The sequence below is a fragment of the Bradyrhizobium sp. SZCCHNR2028 genome (assembly GCF_032380995.1).
Lineage (GTDB): Bacteria > Pseudomonadota > Alphaproteobacteria > Rhizobiales > Xanthobacteraceae > Bradyrhizobium.
Genome location: NZ_JAUHJF010000018.1, coordinates 124,113 through 139,967, shown reverse-complemented (window position 1 = coordinate 139,967; position 15,855 = coordinate 124,113). Strand labels below are relative to the sequence as shown.

Genomic DNA, 15,855 nt, shown 5'->3' with positions numbered 1-15,855 from the left:
TGCAGGGTCATCGCGTAGCGCCGCGCGGTCCAGCTGTTGCCGAGGCAGATCACGCTGCCGACATTGGCGAGGCCGAGCGCGGCGTCGATCACCGGCAGTGCGAGCGCGACGTTCTCGCCGGTATTCGTGGCGTGGTGCTCTTCGAGGATGCGCTCGGCCGGAATGCCGCGCCTCACCATGGCGGCCTTGATCAGCGTACACTCCGAAAGATCAGCGCCCGGCGTGATCCCGCCGCTGACGATGGCGTGGCGAAAGTAGCCCTGCTGCCACAGCTTCACCGCCGTCTCGGCACGCAGCTCCTCGTCGACGCGGGTCCCGAACACGAACAGGAGATCGGCCGGCCGCAGCGGCGTATCGGCGAAATGCCGCGCGTTGACCGCGGCGATCTCGGCGTCATCCGGTCTGCGCAGCGCGCGATCCTGCATCGTTCTTCTCCCAACGTCGGCTCATCCTGGCATGACGCGGCGCTGTCGCGCGCTCACATTCGATGACCGGCGATGACGCCGCGTGATCACGGCAGCAGCGAGCCGGGAATATCCGTGAACGTGTAGCTGCGCGGCCTGTTGCGGGTGATGAAGCCGCCGACATACCAGGCGAACAGCGCGGCGAAGCCGATCAGGAACAACGCTCCCGACCATTCGGCGATGACGAGCGCACGCACCAGAAGCCCGGTCATCGCCACCGCGAACAGCGCAATCGCGGCTAGCGCCGCGCCGTAGGTGAAGCGGCCGAGGCCGGCCGTGAGCCGCGCGTTGCTGCCGCTCGAGGCGAGCCGCGCATGCAGGCCGAGGATGAAAGCACGATAGGCCTCGCTCTGCGGCGCCATCAACGCCGCCGTCTGCCAGGAAGTCGAGATGATGCTCAGCCTGCGGCCATCGCGATGGGTGATGTCGGCACGAAAACGCTTCGCCTGCATCGACACCGGCCGGTAGGACAGCCGGATCGCGGCGATGTCGGCGTACGGCCACAGGCCGGTGCGGCCGGCGAACCGCCACGACAGGCCCTGCCCCGTGAGCTCGAACTGCTGCGCGGCGCCGATCAACGACGCCTTGTAGGCGTAGCGGATCGCGTCATGGCCTTCTGTGGTGATGTCCTGGGAAATGGATCGGTCCTGTTGCGCGTGGCGCGTGCCTTATCCTACAAACGGAGCATGAGCGAAACGATCTATTTTCCGCGGCACCTGATCCTGGCCGGAGCGATGGCCGCCGGCGTGCTGCTGGCGCTGGCCGTGCACATGCTCGGCGCCCGCTACGGGCTCGATCTCGGCGGCCTGTGGCAGACCGAGAGCGGCGCCTTCATGCCGGCCGGGTCGGCGATCGCCTGGTGGCTGATCGCCACCGTCGGCTTCTCCTCGGGCTATTTCATCGCCAACATCATGCACAGCGCGGTGTCGGGCGAGATCCCGCAGCGGATGCGCAACTTCCTGGTCGTGGTCGGCGTACTGATGCTGGCCGGCATCGGCCAGGCGATCTCCGGCCCGAGCCCGGTGCCGTCGGCCTCAGGTGTGCTGGCCGGCCTCGCCGCGCTCTGCCTCGGTGCCCTGATGGCGTTCTGCGGCGCCAATTTCGCGTTGCGTAAGAGCTGACGCGCGGCATCCGGATGCGACGACGCCGCGCGGGATGTCCGCGCGGCGTTTTGTCTCATCGACTGGTGACGCGATCAGCTTGCGGCGCGCAGGTTGACGCCGCTCTCGGCGAGCTTGGTCAGCTTCATGTCGGTCGCCTTCTCCTCGTCGAGCGTCTTCTGCAGCACGGCGGCGCAGTCGCTGCGGCCAAGCTGCTTGGCCCAGGCGATCAGGCTGCCGTAGCGCGTGATCTCGTAGTGCTCGGCCGCCTGGGCGGCGTTGATCAGCGCTGCGTCCAGCACGGCCTTGTCGTCGACCTCGCCGGCGACCTCCTCGGCCTCCTCGATGATGCCGTCGATCGCCGGACAGTCGACCGCCTTGGCCGCGATGCCGTGCATCTTGAACACCTGCTCGAGACGCGTCACATGCGTCTTCGTCTCATCGAGATGGGTCAGAAAGCCCTGCTTGAGCTTCCGATCCGTCGCCTTGTCCGCCATCTTTGGCAGCGCTTTGACGAGCTGGTTCTCGGCGTAATAGATGTCCTGCAGCTGATGAACGAACAGATCGTTCATCGTCTTGATGTCCTTGGTGAACAGTCCCATTTGCCTCATGTCCTCTTGGTTCGGGAACATGGCAGATCCCTCCCCGACCGATCGTCGCCATGTTCGCTGTGCCCGCGGGGCGCTAACCGACGGCCACGGCGGTTGTTCCGGCGCAACCGGCCCTGCCGGCCGGAACCGGTCGCAGAGGGCCAGGTTTGCTCGTGAACCGCGCGCGTAACCAATTGGACCGAACTGAGGCGGCCGCCAGCCATGTGACTGAAGTGTGACAGACCCGCGCCGCATGGGTCGGAGCTGAGCTGTGTCAAGGACTGCACAAGGCGCGCATTTTAGCATAAGGAACAGGCTGTCACGAATTGCCCGCCTCCATCGACCAATGGTTTCGCCTCTTTTCCAAGAACTAGTACCGCCCCGCCGGGAGGATGAATGCAGCGCCTGCTGACCACGCTCTCGCGTGGCTTCAAGAAATGGATCGGCTGGAAGCGGCTGGGGATTGCAGCGAGCCTTGCGATCATCGCCTTCGCGATCACGACGCTCGTGCGCACACTCAAGGGCGTCGATGCCGGCGTCATCCTGACGGCGCTCACCGAAATCCCGCTCGGTCACATCGCGCTCGCGGCCTTGTGTGTGATCGGCGCGTTCTGCACGCTGACCTTCTATGACTATTTTGCACTGCGAACGATTGGCAAGAAACACGTCCCCTATCGCATCGCAGCGATGAGCGCCTTCACCAGCTATTCGATCGGCCACAACATCGGCGCCACCGTCTTCACCGGGGGCGCGATCCGGTTCCGGATCTATTCGGACTACGGCCTGTCCGCGATCGACGTCGCCAAGATCTGCTTCCTGTCGGGCCTGACCTTCTGGCTCGGCAACCTGTTCGTACTCGGCATCGGCATGACCCTGCATCCGGCGGCCGCCACCGCGATGGACCAGTTACCCCCGGCGATGAACCAGTTGATCGCGATCGGCATCCTCGGCGCGATCTTCGCCTATCTCGGCTGGCTGACCGCCGGCAAGAACCGCCGGCAGCTCGGCCAGAACGGCTGGAAGGTGGTGCTGCCTTCCGCGCAGCTCACGCTGGTGCAGATCCTGATCGGCGTCGTCGACCTCGGCTTCTGCGCGCTGGCGATGTACCTGCTCGTCCCCGCCGATCCTCCGATCGACTTCCTGTCGCTGTCGGTGGTGTTCATCCTCGCCACCCTGCTCGGCTTTGCCAGCCATGCGCCTGGCAGCATCGGCGTGTTCGATGCCGCCATGCTGGTGGCGCTGCCGCAGTTCGGCCGCGAGCAGCTCTTGGCCACCCTGCTCGTCTTCCGCGTGCTCTATTTCGTGATCCCCTTCGCCATCGCGATCTCGATCATGGGCATCAGGGAGCTCTGGATGAACGTCGTCAAGCCGTGGCAGGAGCGGCGCCGGCTGAACGCCGCCTGCGAGGACGAGGTCGCCGCCAAGCGCGCCGCCGCCACGGCCCCTGCCGCGGTTCCCCAGCGCATCAAGCGCCACTCCCAGCGCTGAGCAGCAATTCTCTCGCGGACGATGCGACGGTTCGATCCTCGACCGGTTGAACTCGCGTGCGGTCCTCTTATTTCCGCCCCATCGCTGACGTGAATCCTTGCGCATGACCCGAATTCCCCCTCGTCCGCTGCTCGCCGCCTGCGTCCTGGCCGGCCTGCTCGCCCCTCTCGCCGCCACCGAGGCGGCCGCGCAGTTCGGCGCAGCGCCGCTGCAGATCAGCTGGGAGGTGCGCAACCGCTTCCGTCTCTTCCGCGAGGAGCGCGACTTCCTGCTGCATACCGAGAGCACACGCGACCGCTCGATCCTCGCCGCCGAGCAGGCGCTGGGAGTGCAGAGCGACGGCCGCGGCTGGGCGCGCAACGTCGTCAACCGGCTCTGCATCGACCTCGCCGGCCGCGTCAACGAGCCGTGCACGCGCGACAACGTCAAGGAAAGCTATCTCACCCCCATCGACCATCCGGTCACCGTGCGCCTGACCGGCCCGGTGCCGGTCGGCGCCACCTGCGCCTGGTCGTTCGACGACGGCGACGGGCCGCAGACCTCGACCTTCGACTGCGCCGAGCCGGTCAATTTGCGCGTCCGCTACGGCCGCCAGACCGTGGCATCCGTCGATGTCGCCAGTCCCGAAGGCACGCGGCAGGTCTCGACCGGAATCCAGGTCCGTGACGTCCTGATCGCCGGCCTCGGCGACAGCATCGCCTCCGGCGAGGGCAATCCGGACCGCCCGATCGCGCTCGCCGACGACGGCTTCTGCTTCCGCTCCTATCTCGGCGGCCCGACCGCGCAATATTATCGGCCGAGCCGCGCCGGCTTCAAAGGCGGCCGCGCCTGTGAGGCGCCGGACACGCTGCAGAACTGGCAGAAGCACAGCGCGGTCTGGCTCAACGCTGCCTGCCACCGCTCGCTCTACAGCTACCAGACCCGCACGGCGCTGGCGCTTGCGGTGCGCTATCCGCACGTCGCGGTCACCTACCTGCCGCTCGCCTGCACCGGCGCCACCATTGCCGACGGCCTGTTCGGCAGCCAGCGCGCGCGCGAATGCACGCCCGGCCGCTCGGTCGCGACCTGCGCCGGCGGCGTCAACGGCCAGCTCGGCGAACTCCGCGAGGCGCTGACCGCGGCCAAGCGCCGCCAGCCGGACCGCAAGCTCGACCTGATTCTGCTGTCGATCGGCGCCAACGACATCAACTTCTCCGGCCTCGTCGCCGACGTCATCGTCGACACGCCGACCGAGCGCACCCTGTTCAAGCGCTCCGGCGTGATCGGCTCGGTGGAGGAATCGCGCAGCGAGCTGGCGAGCGACCTGCCGCAGGGCTTTGCCAAGCTGCGCGAGGCGCTGAAGCCGCTGGTCGGCGACCTCTCGCACGTCATCTACACCTCCTACGGCAATCCGGCGCTGAGCCGTGCCGGCACGCCCTGCCCCGGCGGCCCGGCCGGCTTCGAGGTCCACCCGTCGTTCAACGCCAATCCGCAGCGGCTCGCCAAGGTCGCGGGCTTCGTCGAGAACGAGTTCCTGCCGTCGCTGCGCGGGCTGGCGCAATGCACCGCGGGAGTTCTGTGCCGCGATCCGCAGGCCGACCGCATGACCTTCGTCGATGCTCATCAGGCCGCGTTTGCCGATCACGGCTTCTGCGCCCGCTCGACGCAGGATCCGCCGTTCGACCGCGAATGCTTTTCGGCCGACGGCGCCAGCTTCGATCCGAACATCGTCAGCGCCGCCAACGAGCCGCTGCTGTGCGGCCGCGGCGCCAGCGAATATCGCCCCTATTTGCCGCGCGCGCGCTGGATCCGCGACGCCAATGACAGCTACTTCTCGGCGATGACCTATCCGCAAGGGCTGCCCGCGGCGATGCAGCCTTCCGACATCCACGATGCGAGCTGGGGCGTGCTCTCGGCCGTCTACGGCGGCGCCGTGCATCCGACCGCCGAGGGCCACGCCGCCATGGCCGATGCCGCGTTTCCGGCCGCAGCAGAGGTGCTGAACCTCGATGCGGCCGAGCCCAACGTCACGAGCCAGCCGCTGCCGCCGGCGGGAGTCGTGCGGCAGTAGCGCGCGGCCAACGATCGGCTCACCGCCGATGCACCGAGTCGCCCGTCGGCTCGACGTTGCGTCTCGGTCGCGAGCGGAGTCCGTCGATTGCGCCGAAACGGCCTGCCGCAAAAGGACGAAATTCGCCCGCCATTCCAGGTCGATGACTGCGTCCGGCCGCCTCGTGACAAAATTTCCTGTTTCTTTTTTCCAGAAATCATGCTCTGATGAGCGCATCCCGTGCTCATGAGAGGGGCGGTTCGCGGTCGTCACGAACGTGGAGTGCGGGACGCGGTGGGCGCCACCGGTCGCAGCGTGATCCGATCATGCCGACGAACGAGCGGCGGCGCACGGTGAAGTCGTAGGGTCCTGGCATCCCGATGCTGATGCCAAGCGAGCGTTGGTGATGATCCGCTCGTGACGGGGGCAAGACAGCCGGTCCCCGGGGAGAGGACGTATAAGCCGTCAAACATCGCGCAGGGAATGCCGGTTGATCGGCTTTACCTGTGGTTCCTGCCGCCTGCATTTTTTTAGCAGGCGGGCCATGGGTGAGGCCCTCACCCGGCATTCCCTGCGCCCTCTCGCTCGAGAGGGTCGCGTTCAGCTTGAAAACTCGGACGCCATGCGCCGCGAGATCACGATGGTGTGTCGCTTAACAACGACCACCAAGCTGCAGTTCGGCGGCGAACTACTTAGTCGGCGCCGGCTTCTTCATCATCGGCGGCGGCGCCTGCTTGGTCGCGGGGCCGGTTGCCGTGGTCGCCTGGGCCGGCAGATATTTGGCGAGGATCGCGGGGTCGATCTGGGCCATGTTGGTATCTGGAAGACGGGTCCAGGTCTCGTCCTTGCCAAACAGCGAGATGCCGAGATAGCCGTGCAGGATCAGCGTCTGCCCGTCCGGACTGACCCGCATATTGGCCTTCCAGATGTTGCCGTCGCGAGGATTGAGCACGTTGCCGCCTTCGTATTTCAGGCCCTCGCGCTTCATGTCGCGCACGAAGGAGATGCCGAGCACCGGCGCATTCTTGCGGTCATCGCTGCACTTCGAACAGACCTCGTTCGGATTGTCGCCGGGGCGCGGAAACGTCTTGGCGATCACGCCCTCGAACACGCCGTCGTGGTCGATGAAGAGGAACCAGCCGACGGGCCTGCCATCCTCGACCTTCTGCCACAGACCGGCCGCGGTCGGCTCAGCCGCGAGCGCAGGCCGCGTCAGCAGAGCACCGGCAACGACGAGCGCGCCGATCGCGAGCTTCGTCACACCAGGCGCCAGCCGAAATCGGGGAAACGCATTGCGCATCATCATCTCACCTTGACCAAGTCACAAAATGAATGGCCGCACAGTACGGCCGTTTCGTGCATCGTTCCAGCCCATAACAGGTCTGGCGCGCCGGTGAAACCGGCACGCGCAGGAAACATTTCTTCACATTTGAGTTGGTCCGGCGGCGCCGGGTTCCACGCTTCCGAGCAATTAGTTGACGCCGAGCTTCTTCTGCAGGCTCGACGACGACGTCGTGTACTGGAACACCAGCCGCTTCTCCGGATACACGTAGCGGTGCGCCTTCTGCGCCATCAGCGCGCCCTCGTGGAAGCCGCACAGGATCAGCTTGATCTTGCCGGGATAGGTATTGATGTCGCCGATCGCGAAGATGCCGGGCACCGAGGTCTCGAACGCCGAGGTCTCGACCGGAATGAGATTGTGCTCGAGCGCGATGCCCCACTCGGCAACGGGGCCGAGCTTCATCGTCAGGCCGAAGAACGGCAGCATCATCTCGCACGGCACGGTCTCGACCGCATTGTCGTTGCCCTTGATGGTGGCCGCGGAAAGCTGACCGTTCGCACCTTCGAGCGCCGTCACCTGACCGATGCGCAGATCCATCTTGCCGCTCGCCACGAGCGCGCGCATCTGCTCGACGCTGTGCGGCGCCGCGCGGAAATCGTCGCGCCGATGCACCAGCGTGATGCGCTTGGCGAGGGGATGCAGATTGAGAGTCCAGTCGAGCGCGGAATCGCCGCCGCCGACGATGACGACATTCTTGTCGCGGAACTGCTCCATCTTGCGCACGGCATAAAACACCGAGGTGCCTTCGTATGCCTCGATGCCCGGCACCGGCGGACGCTTCGGCTGGAACGAGCCGCCGCCGGCCGCGATCACCACGACCTTGCACTCGAACACCTTGCCGGCGTCGGTGGTGATGCGAAAACCGGGATCGCCGATCTTCTCGACCTTCTCGACCATCTCGCCGAGATGGAAGGTCGGGCTGAACGGCTTGATCTGCTCCATCAGCTGCTCAGTGAGGCCCTGCCCCGTCACCATCGGCACGCCGGGAATGTCGTAGATCGGCTTCTCCGGATACAGCTCGGCGCATTGGCCGCCGACCTTATCGAGGATGTCGATCAGATGCGCCTTGATGTCGAGCAGCCCCAGTTCAAAAACGGCAAACAGTCCGCAAGGGCCCGCGCCAATGATCAGCACATCGGTCTTGATCGCTTCGCTCATGTCGCTCTTCTCGTTGGAGGCGCCGCTCGACGGATGGCGGCAGATGGCGGTTCCGAATTTGTAGCCAACGGGGTGGTCGCAGGGAAGGCACAAAAGCCGCCCCTCGCTCGCGCGCGGCTTGCAGCGGCGGGCTTAGCCGGGTTTGAAGGGGACATGAATGATGGAGATCAATCGGTGACAGAGACGGCCCGCCGCGACCACGCGCCACGCCTGGAGGACTTTCCCTATCGGCTGACGGACAATGTCCGCTTCGGCGACCTAGATCCCAACCAGCACGTCAACAATGCGGTCTATGCGACCTATTTCGAGACCGGCCGGGTGACCTTGATGAAGGACCCGCGCCATGGCCTCGGACAGGAGGGGCTGGCCTGGATCATGGTGCGGCTCGACATGCATTTCCGGGCCGAGCTGCGCTGGCCGGGCATGATCGAGCTTGGACTGGGGGTCGTGAGGCTGGGGCGCACGTCGGTGACCTGCGAGCAGGTCGTGTTCTCGGACGGGCGCTGCGTGGCATCTGCCACCGCGGTCATGGTTCTGATCGACGAGGCGACGCGCAAGCCGGCGCCGCTGACGCCGAAGCTCATTGCTGCGCTCCAGCCGTGGGTCCGCCGCGGCGTGACGATCGCGCTGCCGGCATAGGCCTGGCGGCGATCACCGGGGGCGCGGCGATGAGGACGCGAGGCGAACGGTCAGGCCTGACGCTCGGGGGTGGAGACGACGAGGCCGTCGAGCTCGTCGGAGACCTTGATCTGGCAGGAGAGACGGGAATTCGGCCGGACATCGTAGCCGAAATCGAGCATGTCCTCTTCCATCGGGGTCGGCGGGCCGACCTTCTCGCGCCAGGCTTCGTCGACATAGACATGGCAGGTCGCGCAGGCACAGGCGCCGCCACATTCGGCCTCGATGCCGGGAATGGCGTTGCGGATCGCCGCTTCCATCACGGTCGCGCCGTTCTCGATCTCAACGGTTCTGGATTCGCCGGTATGGTCGACAAAGGTGATCTTGGCCATGTGTGCTCGTGCTGCGCAGGGAATGAGGTCGGGCTGTCCTATAACGGACCGCTCCGCTCCGCGCTAGTGCTGCCGCCGGCCGCTCAGGCCGCGCCGAGCATCTCCGAAATCGCCGCGCGGGCCTGCGCGATCGCCGTGCCCAGCCAGGCCAGCGCATCGGCCGGGTCGCCCGCCCGCAGCGCCGCTTCGAGCCCTTCCGCCGCGTCGGCGACATCGAGCGCGCCGACGGCGCGGGCCGAGCCCTTCAGCGTGTGGGCGACGGTGGCCGCATCCTCGGGCATCACCTGCAACCGCTCCAGCAGGCGGACAGCCTGGTCCGCAAACATGGCGAGCACCTCGCGCTCGAGCGCGCTGTCGCCGAGGGTCATCCGCCGCAGCAGGTCCAGGCTGATCGGCCCGTCGTCGGGAACCAGCGGGGGCGAGGGCATCCATTCGATCCGTGAAAGGTCGGGAATCATGGCGGCAATCCGGTCCGGCGGGCGCGCCGCGCGCGCCTGTGGTAAGTCAAGCACGACAATGGTTAATGCATTGTTACCGGCCCAATTGCCGCGGGTTTGCCGCGATTTGGGCCCGGCTCTGCCCCAATCGCGGCAGAAACGGGAATTCGCAGAACTTCTAAAGTGTTAACGGCGGGTGCTGTTAACGATGATTAAGAATCTCTTAACCACGGCCATTTCTTTCAACAGGCACTGCCAATAGGATGATGCCCGGATGGAGTGGGTCACCTGGCGGAATTTGCCACCCCTGGTGCCTGCGAGGGATGACGTCCGGTTCGAGCGTTGCGAGAGGGCACTCGTACGCGGCTCGCCGGATCGAAATTAAGACGAGGGCTCGGACTCAACATGGCGAACACTCCGAAAAAGGTCAAAGACCCGACTGAAGTTGCGCTGTCCGCCATTCAGGAGGCTTTGAACATCAGCGATTCGTCCGCGCCCACGGACTCGCAGAGCTCGGTCCACGCTGAGGGGGCCCCGCCCGTCATGCCGAACGGCGTATCCAGTCTGGATTCGTTCGACTCGCGTCCGGGCATCGACCGCAGCAGCCTTGACGAGATCGAGCCGCCGCCGCTCGCCGCGCGCCGCCCGGCCAATGACGACCGCGAGACCATCGGCCAGTTGCTGCAGGCGATCCAGAAGGGCCGCCCGTCACGCGGCGTCTACACGCTGGCAACCGCCTTTGCAGGCATCTGGATCGTCGGCTGCGTCCTGCTGACCATCGGTTTCCTGCCCGCTTTGCAGGCCCTGATCGGCCAGAGCGGCGGCGTGCTGGTGCTCGCCGGTCTCGCCGCCGTGTTCTTCGCACCGGTTCTGCTGTTCTACTTCCTGGCCAGTCTCGCCTGGCGCGGCCAGGAGCTGCGCATGATCGCGCAGTCGATGGCGCAGGTCGCGATCCGCTTCTCCGAGCCGGAAGGCGCCGTCAGCGATTCCATCGTGACCGTCGGCCAGGCCATCCGCCGCGAGGTCGCGGCGATGGGCGACGGCGTCGAGCGCGCGATCGCGCGCGCAGGCGAGCTCGAGATGCTGGTCGCCAACGAGGTTGCAGCCCTTGAGCGCGCCTACAGCGACAACGAGGTCCGCATCCGCGCCCTGCTGCAGGACATCGCCCATCAGCGCGATAACCTCGTCGGCCAGGCCGAGCAGGTCCGCAGCGCCATCTCGGGCGTACAGATCGACCTTCGCCACGACATCGCGCTGATCTCGGACGCGATCGCCTCGCGGGTCGACGAGGTCGCCAAGAGCATCACCGGCGCGCTGGAAGAGCGCGGCGCCCACATCACGGCCGCGCTCGGCAACGCCGGCGACAACATGATCCTCGCGCTCGGCGAGCGCGGCGGCGATCTGCTCGACCGGCTCGAAGAGGCCAGCGCCGAGACCACCCGCGCCGTGCTCGACGCCTCGGAGCGGCTCACCACCAGCCTCAATTTCAAGACCGGCCACGTCCACGACGAGTTCGCCGACCTGTCGGACCGCGTCCACGAGATGCTGAACGAGCGCATCGACCGCATCACCAGCGAGTTCGAGCAGCGCACGGCGGCCATCGTCGACGGCATCTCGGTGCGAACCGAGCAGGTTCACGACCAGCTCAAGGCGTCCGGCGAGTCCCTCCTGCTGGAGCTCGAGCTGCGCAGCGGCGATCTCGTGACCAAGATCGACGAGGCGAGCCAGCGCATGTCCGGCCACATCGTCACGTCAGGCGAGAAGGCGAGCGAGTCGCTCGATGCGACCGTCAATTCGCTGGTCGCCAAGGTCGTCAGCCAGACCGAGAGCACCCACGACACGCTGTCGATCCAGATCAGCGCCTTCGACGAGCTGGTGAAGAACCAGGGCACCGAGCTCGCCGAGCGCTTCGCACGCGACAGCTCGACGCTGGGCGCGCTGATCACCCGGCACATCACCGAGTTCGACCGCACGGTGAAGACCTATGGCGGCGAGATCGTCGAGCGCATGGGCCAGCGGACCCAGGAAATCTCCGACAATCTCAAGTCCTATGTCGATACGTTCGATACGCGGCTGTCGTCCAACAGCGGTGAGATCACGGCGACGCTGGATCAGCGGCTGAACCAGTTCGAGACCAATCTGCAGGCCCGCATCACCACCCTCGACACCTCGCTCGATGCGAAGATCAAGACCTTCGACGACAGCGTCGAGGGCCGCCTCAAGTCGCTCGAGGAGAACTTCGACAACCGCGCGACCTCGGTCACTTCGACGATCGAAGGCCGCCTCGGCACTCTGTCCAACTCGCTGACCGACGGCGCTGCCCAGGTGCTGCACGCGATCGACTCGCGGCTGACCGTGCTGACCTCCTCGCTGACCGATGGCTCGGCCCAGGCGATCCAGTCGATCGATTCCCGCCTCAACATTCTGACCTCCTCGCTGACCGACGGCACCGACAAGGCGCTCGAAGCGATCGATCAGCGCATCCACAGCCTGTCGAACATCATCGACGGCCGCAGCTACGAGCTGACCGAAGCCGTCACCGCGCGCTTCCAGGACATCCATCAGGGCATCGAGACCCGCGTCGGCTCGATCGCCAAGGACATCGACCAGCGCGTCTCGCAGTTCGAAGACCTGCTCGGCTCGCGCGTCGAGGCCGTGGCCGGCCGCATCGAGAGCAGCGGCCGTCAGGCGAGCGACGAGCTGATGACCCGCGCCGAGCTGCTGTCCGCCAGCATCAAGTCGCACGTGGAAGACGCGGAGCGGGCGCTGACCAATCTCGTGGTCAACACCAGCGAGACCATCCAGACCGGGGCCCGCTCGGCACAGCAGGCGCTGCTCAACGTCTCGACCGACGTCGGCTCGCAGTTGAAGAACACGTCCGCCGAGGTCGAGCGCGCCCTGTCGAACGCGGGCAGCGGCGCGGCCGAGGCCGTCCTGACCAGTGCGCGCGAGGCCCAGGCCACGCTGGTCGCGGCCTCCGGCGAGACCGCCGACCAGATCAAGTCGCTGTCGGCCGACGTCGAGCGCACGCTCACGGCGGCAGGCTCGACCACCGCAGCCTCGATCCTCGCCGGTGCGCGCGAGGCCCAGAACACGCTGGTGTCCGCCTCCTCCGATGCCGCCACCCACGTCAAGTCGCTCGCCGTCGACGTCGAGCAGGCGCTGACGGCCGCCGGCTCGGCCACGGCAGCCTCGATCCTCGCCGGTGCGCGCGAGGTTCAGAACACGCTGGTGTCCGCCTCCTCCAACGCGGCCGAGCACGTGAAGTCGCTCGCAGCCGATGTGCAGCGCTCGCTGACCAGTGCCGGGACGGGAACCGCCGAAGCCATCACGGCGAGCGCTCGCGATGCCCAGCATGCCCTGCTCGCGGCATCGAGCGAAGCGGCCGAACAGGTCAAGGCGCTGACCGTCGACGTCCAGCGCTCGCTGTCGATCGCAGGAACCACGACCGCGGAAGCGATCACCGGCGGCGCCCGGGAAGCGCAGACCACGCTGATCAGCGCGTCGTCCGAAGCGGCCAATCACGTCAAGTCGCTGGCAGCCGACGTCGAGCGGACGCTCGCCGCGGTCGGAACCAGCACGGCTGCGGCAATCGTCGACAGCGCCCGCGACGTCCAGACGAAGCTCGTCACCGCCTCGACGGAAGCAACCGAGCACGTCAAGTCGCTGGCCGTCGACGTCGAGCGGACGCTGTCGTCGGTCGGCGCCGATACCGCGGCCTCGATCCTCAACAGCGCGCGCCAGGCGCAGATGTCGCTGACCGCCACGTCGGCCGACACCGCGGCCACCCTGGTCGGCAGCGCACGCGAAGCCCAGGCGGTGCTGACGACGACCACGACCGAGACGGTCGCGGTGATCGTCGGCGGCGCGCGCGAGGCACAGAACCTGCTGACGGCCACCTCCACCGACACCGCGGGCCAGCTCAAGGCGATGTCGTCGGAGATCGAGCGCGTCATCAATTCCGTCGCGGCGAACACCACCGATGCGATCCAGAGCAGCGCGCTCAATGCGCAGAGCGCACTCGTCGCCGCCTCCAACGAGGTCTCCACGCGGGTCAAATCGACCTCGACCGAGATCGAGCGCTCGGTGCTTGCCGCCGGCAACTCGTTCGGCTCGGCCATGACCGGCAAGACCGACGAGATCGTCACCTATGTGCAGCAGCAGAGCGAACGACTGTCGCAGATGCTCGACGGCAAGCGCGGCACGCTGGTCGAGACGCTGAACTCGAAGACCAACCAGCTCACGATCGAGATCGATCGCGTCACCACCGATGCGCTGAAGGCGATCGAGGTCCGCGGCCAGAACTTCGCCCAGAGCGTCAATGGCAACGGCTCCGAGGTCGCCCGCACCATCACCTCAGCGGGCGAGCTCGCGACCACCGCGATCACCAAGTCGCTCAAGGAGCTGGAGCAGGCCTCGCGCGCGGCGATCGAGCAATCGCGCCAGGTCTCGGTGGCTGCGGTCACCGAGATGCAGGAGACGAGCAAGATCCTGCGCACCGACACGGTCGCCCTGTTTGAACGTCTGCGCGAGGGCAACATCCTGCTGCAGGAGGTCCTGACCGGCGCCCACGACAACCTCAACTCGCTGGAGCGGGCGCTGGTCACCCGGGTGGCCGACTTCGTCACCGCGATGAACGACGTCACCGCACGCAACGGCACCGCGACGCAGACGCTCGAGGACCAGCTCAACGTGTTCAACTCCAAGACGTCGCGGGCGCTGGAGGATCTCAACTCGCTGTCCGGCCAGTTCGACGCGCATGGCAAGGCGCTGATCGAGGCGGCGGCCATTGTCGAGCAGAGCAACCGCGATGCGACCGTCTCGATCTCGGATCGCAAGACGACGCTGGAATCGCTGGTCACCACCATCGATCTGCGCACCGCCGATCTCGACCAGCGTCTGACGCGCTTCACCACCCTGCTCGACGAGTCCTTGGCGGCCGCCGAGGAGCGCGCCCGCGACATCGCCCGGGTCGTGGCGGAAACGGCGGGTGCCGGCTCCACCGCGCTCAGCCGGCAGTTCGAGGCCATCCGCGCCAACGCCGAGGAGGAACGCCGCCTCACCACGTCGCAGATGCAGGAGATCTACCAGCAGAGCACGCAGGAAGCCGATGCGATGTTCAAGCAGTCGGCGGAGAAGTTCGCCACGCTGGTGTCGAGCATGAAGCAGATGACCGCCGAGATGCATCGCGAGCTCGAAGCGACGCGCAACGAGCTGCGCCGCGGCGTGCTGGAGATGCCGCAGGAGGCCGCCGAGAGCACGGCGCAGATGCGCAAGGTCATCGTCGACCAGATCGAGGCGCTGGCCGAGCTCAACCGGATCGTCGCGCATCACGGCCGCGGTCTCGACGTGGTCAGCGCGTCGCGTCCCGCCGCGGTCGCCGCGCCCGCAGCCGTGATCCGTCAGGAAGAGCCGATCGTCGCCGCAGCCGTCGGCGGCCGGCCGGACATGCGCCTGCGCGAGCCGGCTGCGACCAGCGTCGCCAACCTGCCGCCGCCGGATCTCGGCATGCAGCCGCCGGCCCCGCCGCCGCAGCCACGCCGGGTCGAGGCGCCGCCGATGGGTCCGGTCGCCGATCAGCGCAGCGACAACTGGCTGTCCGACCTGCTCAACCGGGCCGACAACAGCACCGCCGGCCAGACTGCGCCGCGCGGCCGCGGACCGGCCCAGCAGCAGCCGGGCAATCCGCTGGAGTCGCTGTCGCTCGACATTGCACGGCTGATGGACCGCAATCTCGCGGCCGAGATGTGGGACCGTTACCAGCGCGGCGAGACCAAGGCGTTCTCCAAGCGTCTCTACACCCCGGCCGGCCAGAAGGCGTTCGACGAGGTCGCCCGCAAGTACCGCGCCGACCGCACCTTCAAGCAGACGGTGGACCGCTACATCACCGAGTTCGAACGGCTGCTCGACGAGGTCGCCCGCGACGACCGCAACCCGCAGGCGCTGCGCGCCCAGCTCACCTCGGAGACCGGGCTGGTCTACACCCTGCTCGCCCACGCCGCCGGCCGGCTGGCGTGATGGGAGCGAATGGGCGAGTAGCGAGTAGCGAGTAGCGAAGGGTTCAGTAGAACCAGCGCTGCGACAAGAAGAACAAGCGGAGGCCACGAGGCCTCCGCTTCGCGTTTGGAGATGCAATGAAGGCGCTTTCGGCTTTGGCCGTTCGGGCCCCGCATCGCCGGCACCACGGTGTGCGACGTGCTCCGTAGCCAGCCAGCAGCGGTGGATAGCGACAGCGAT

12 protein-coding genes are annotated in these 15,855 nt (G+C 66.9%); 5 read left to right on the top strand and 7 right to left on the bottom strand.

Features of this window, described 5'->3' with window-relative positions:
- Both QX121_RS24950 and QX121_RS24945 read right to left on the bottom strand, forming a co-directional pair.
- A partial coding sequence (locus QX121_RS24950; protein ID WP_315813287.1) for a YdcF family protein occupies window positions 1-425 on the bottom strand: 425 nt, incomplete at its 3' end.
- Between the two features lie 86 nt (window positions 426-511).
- Complete coding sequence (locus tag QX121_RS24945) at window positions 512-1,042, bottom strand: hypothetical protein (RefSeq protein WP_315738811.1); 531 nt, start codon at window positions 1,040-1,042, stop codon at window positions 512-514.
- A gap of 108 nt (window positions 1,043-1,150) precedes the next feature.
- Here QX121_RS24945 and QX121_RS24940 point away from each other — a divergent pair, with 108 nt between their 5' ends.
- Window positions 1,151-1,585 carry a hypothetical protein gene (locus QX121_RS24940; RefSeq protein WP_315738812.1) on the top strand — a complete coding sequence of 145 codons (435 nt, stop codon included), beginning with the start codon at window positions 1,151-1,153 and terminating at the stop codon, window positions 1,583-1,585.
- A gap of 74 nt (window positions 1,586-1,659) precedes the next feature.
- On the opposite strand, the gene QX121_RS24935 is transcribed toward QX121_RS24940, so the two are convergent.
- Window positions 1,660-2,166, bottom strand: a complete 507-nt coding sequence (locus QX121_RS24935) for a ferritin-like domain-containing protein (RefSeq protein ID WP_315777178.1) — start codon at window positions 2,164-2,166, stop codon at window positions 1,660-1,662.
- Window positions 2,167-2,550: 384 nt separating this feature from the next.
- Between QX121_RS24935 and QX121_RS24930 the strand changes: the two genes are divergently transcribed.
- Both QX121_RS24930 and QX121_RS24925 read left to right on the top strand, forming a co-directional pair.
- Window positions 2,551-3,642 (top strand): YbhN family protein, encoded by a 1,092-nt coding sequence (locus QX121_RS24930; RefSeq protein ID WP_315758329.1) that lies wholly within the window; start codon window positions 2,551-2,553, stop codon window positions 3,640-3,642.
- Window positions 3,643-3,745: 103 nt separating this feature from the next.
- A complete protein-coding gene (locus QX121_RS24925; RefSeq protein ID WP_315813286.1) occupies window positions 3,746-5,692 on the top strand; it encodes a hypothetical protein in 1,947 nt (648 codons plus the stop codon).
- A gap of 667 nt (window positions 5,693-6,359) precedes the next feature.
- Here QX121_RS24925 and QX121_RS24920 read toward each other — a convergent pair.
- Together QX121_RS24920 and QX121_RS24915 are read right to left on the bottom strand one after the other, a co-directional pair.
- Entirely contained in the window at window positions 6,360-6,971 is a 612-nt protein-coding gene (locus QX121_RS24920; RefSeq protein ID WP_315798873.1) for a DUF2147 domain-containing protein, read from the bottom strand.
- A 171-nt stretch (window positions 6,972-7,142) separates the two neighbouring features.
- Window positions 7,143-8,171 carry an NAD(P)/FAD-dependent oxidoreductase gene (locus QX121_RS24915; protein WP_315777176.1) on the bottom strand — a complete coding sequence of 343 codons (1,029 nt, stop codon included), beginning with the start codon at window positions 8,169-8,171 and terminating at the stop codon, window positions 7,143-7,145.
- Window positions 8,172-8,345: 174 nt separating this feature from the next.
- Between QX121_RS24915 and QX121_RS24910 the strand changes: the two genes are divergently transcribed.
- Window positions 8,346-8,810 (top strand): thioesterase family protein, encoded by a 465-nt coding sequence (locus QX121_RS24910; protein WP_315738818.1) that lies wholly within the window; start codon window positions 8,346-8,348, stop codon window positions 8,808-8,810.
- A 50-nt stretch (window positions 8,811-8,860) separates the two neighbouring features.
- On the opposite strand, the gene QX121_RS24905 is transcribed toward QX121_RS24910, so the two are convergent.
- Both QX121_RS24905 and QX121_RS24900 read right to left on the bottom strand, forming a co-directional pair.
- Window positions 8,861-9,181, bottom strand: coding sequence for a 2Fe-2S iron-sulfur cluster-binding protein (locus QX121_RS24905; RefSeq protein ID WP_315707114.1), 321 nt, complete (start codon window positions 9,179-9,181; stop codon window positions 8,861-8,863).
- Window positions 9,182-9,264: 83 nt separating this feature from the next.
- The gene (locus QX121_RS24900) at window positions 9,265-9,639 is read right to left on the bottom strand and encodes an Hpt domain-containing protein (protein ID WP_315774086.1); all 375 of its coding nucleotides are present in this window, start codon (window positions 9,637-9,639) and stop codon (window positions 9,265-9,267) included.
- 384 nt (window positions 9,640-10,023) lie between these two features.
- On the opposite strand from QX121_RS24900, the gene QX121_RS24895 reads away from it, so the two are divergent.
- Complete coding sequence (locus tag QX121_RS24895; RefSeq protein ID WP_315758333.1) at window positions 10,024-15,636, top strand: methyl-accepting chemotaxis protein; 5,613 nt, start codon at window positions 10,024-10,026, stop codon at window positions 15,634-15,636.
- Window positions 15,637-15,855: the final 219 nt, after the last annotated feature.

Bases quoted from the DNA above. Each gene is read 5' to 3' on its own strand.
- QX121_RS24940 (WP_315738812.1), top strand. From the start codon at position 1,151: ATGAGCGAAACGATCTATTTTCCGCGGCACCTGATCCTGGCCGGAGCG.
- QX121_RS24935 (WP_315777178.1), bottom strand. From the start codon at position 2,166: ATGGGACTGTTCACCAAGGACATCAAGACGATGAACGATCTGTTCGTT.
- QX121_RS24930 (WP_315758329.1), top strand. From the start codon at position 2,551: ATGCAGCGCCTGCTGACCACGCTCTCGCGTGGCTTCAAGAAATGGATC.
- QX121_RS24925 (WP_315813286.1), top strand. From the start codon at position 3,746: ATGACCCGAATTCCCCCTCGTCCGCTGCTCGCCGCCTGCGTCCTGGCC.
- QX121_RS24920 (WP_315798873.1), bottom strand. From the start codon at position 6,971: ATGCGCAATGCGTTTCCCCGATTTCGGCTGGCGCCTGGTGTGACGAAG.
- QX121_RS24915 (WP_315777176.1), bottom strand. From the start codon at position 8,171: ATGAGCGAAGCGATCAAGACCGATGTGCTGATCATTGGCGCGGGCCCT.
- QX121_RS24905 (WP_315707114.1), bottom strand. From the start codon at position 9,181: ATGGCCAAGATCACCTTTGTCGACCATACCGGCGAATCCAGAACCGTT.
- QX121_RS24900 (WP_315774086.1), bottom strand. From the start codon at position 9,639: ATGATTCCCGACCTTTCACGGATCGAATGGATGCCCTCGCCCCCGCTG.
- QX121_RS24895 (WP_315758333.1), top strand. From the start codon at position 10,024: ATGGCGAACACTCCGAAAAAGGTCAAAGACCCGACTGAAGTTGCGCTG.